Raw genomic sequence first — 1,564 nt, 5'->3', positions numbered from 1 at the left:
AAACACCGAGTTGCGGGCGATGACGAACAGGCCCGGAATCCGGGAAAGATCGGTGATCAGGTCCTCGGTCAGGCCGTCGGCGAAAGAGTCCTGCTCGGGATCGTTGCTCAGATTGACGAAGGGCAGCGCGGCATCACCGCCAACACCGTGGCGCCCGGCGCGATCGCCACCGACTTCAACGGCGGCCATGTGCGCGACAATGCCGAGATCAACCGCATGGTGGCCAGCGTCACCGCGCTCGGCCGCGCCGGCGTCGCCGACGATATCGGGCCGATGATCGCCTCGCTGCTCTCCGACGACAATCGCTGGGTCAACGCCCAGCGGATCGAAGTGTCGGGCGGCATGAACATTTGAGGACATAGCCTGGAAGCATCCGCTCCAATCCGCAGGCCTGTCACATGACGCCGTGCTTCGCTGCTGTTTGCCGGCGAAACACGGCGCTTCCATTTTGACAGGCACCTGCGGTCCGCCTTTTTCAGCATCGCCTCATGGCGAGAAAAATTTCGCGCCGCTTACCCCTTGAGCGCGCCTTGACTCTCACACCCCGCCAGCCTATTTCAGCGCCACGTTAGCACTCGCCTTTGGTGAGTGCTAACCGATGTCCGGCGGCCTCGCCGGATAGAGGAACAGTTCTCACCGTTCTCATTCGAGGAAGACAACATGGCAAAGTCCAAGTTCCGCCCGCTTCATGACCGCGTGGTCGTTCGCCGGGTCGAATCCGAATCCAAGACCGCCGGCGGGATCATCATCCCGGATACGGCGAAGGAGAAGCCGCAGGAAGGCGAGATCATCGCCGTCGGCTCCGGCGCTCGCGACGAAAACGGCAAGCTCGTGCCCCTGGACGTCAAGGCCGGCGACCGCATCCTGTTCGGCAAGTGGTCGGGCACCGAAGTCAAGCTCAATGGCGAAGACCTTCTGATCATGAAGGAATCCGACATCATGGGCATCATCGGCTGAATATCGGCCTCTCCATCAATTGAATTTTCGGGCTCTTCCCGAGCCCCTGTCAGGAGCTAACAATGGCTGCAAAAGACGTAAAATTCTCCCGCGATGCCCGTGAGCGCATGCTGCGCGGTGTCAACATCCTCGCCGACGCGGTGAAGGTCACCCTCGGTCCGAAGGGCCGCAACGTCGTCATCGACAAGTCGTTCGGCGCCCCGCGCATCACCAAGGACGGCGTCACCGTCGCCAAGGAGATCGAGCTCGAGGACAAGTTCGAGAACATGGGCGCCCAGATGGTCCGCGAAGTCGCTTCGAAGACCAACGACATCGCCGGCGACGGCACGACCACCGCTACCGTTCTCGCCCAAGCCATCGTTCGCGAAGGCGCCAAGGCCGTCGCCTCGGGCATGAACCCGATGGATCTGAAACGCGGCATCGACAAAGCGGTGGATGCGGTCGTCGTCGAACTCAAGACCAACGCCCGCAAGATCACCAGAAACGACGAGATCGCACAGGTCGGCACCATCTCGGCCAATGGCGATGCCGAGATCGGCCGCTTCCTGGCCGAGGCCATGGAAAAGGTCGGCAACGAAGGCGTCATCACCGTCGAGGAAGCCAAGAC

3 protein-coding genes are annotated in these 1,564 nt (G+C 61.9%); all 3 read left to right on the top strand.

Translation table 11 applies throughout. From position 1 onward, the window contains the following. Nucleotides 1–354: SDR family oxidoreductase (locus EOD07_RS33910; RefSeq protein ID WP_245470598.1), on the top strand; the 354-nt coding region annotated here is incomplete at its 5' end. 306 nt (nt 355–660) lie between these two features. Continuing rightward, nucleotides 661–957 carry a co-chaperone GroES gene (gene groES / locus EOD07_RS33905; RefSeq protein WP_073987612.1) on the top strand — a complete coding sequence of 99 codons (297 nt, stop codon included), beginning with the start codon at nt 661–663 and terminating at the stop codon, nt 955–957. Nucleotides 958–1,019: 62 nt separating this feature from the next. Beyond that, nucleotides 1,020–1,564: TCP-1/cpn60 chaperonin family protein (locus EOD07_RS33900; RefSeq protein WP_281059115.1), on the top strand; the 545-nt coding region annotated here is incomplete at its 3' end.

Source organism: Mesorhizobium sp. M2C.T.Ca.TU.002.02.1.1 (assembly GCF_003997225.1).
This window is presented reverse-complemented; position numbering and strand designations above follow the sequence as displayed.

Bases quoted from the DNA above. Each gene is read 5' to 3' on its own strand.
- groES (WP_073987612.1), top strand. From the start codon at position 661: ATGGCAAAGTCCAAGTTCCGCCCGCTTCATGACCGCGTGGTCGTTCGC.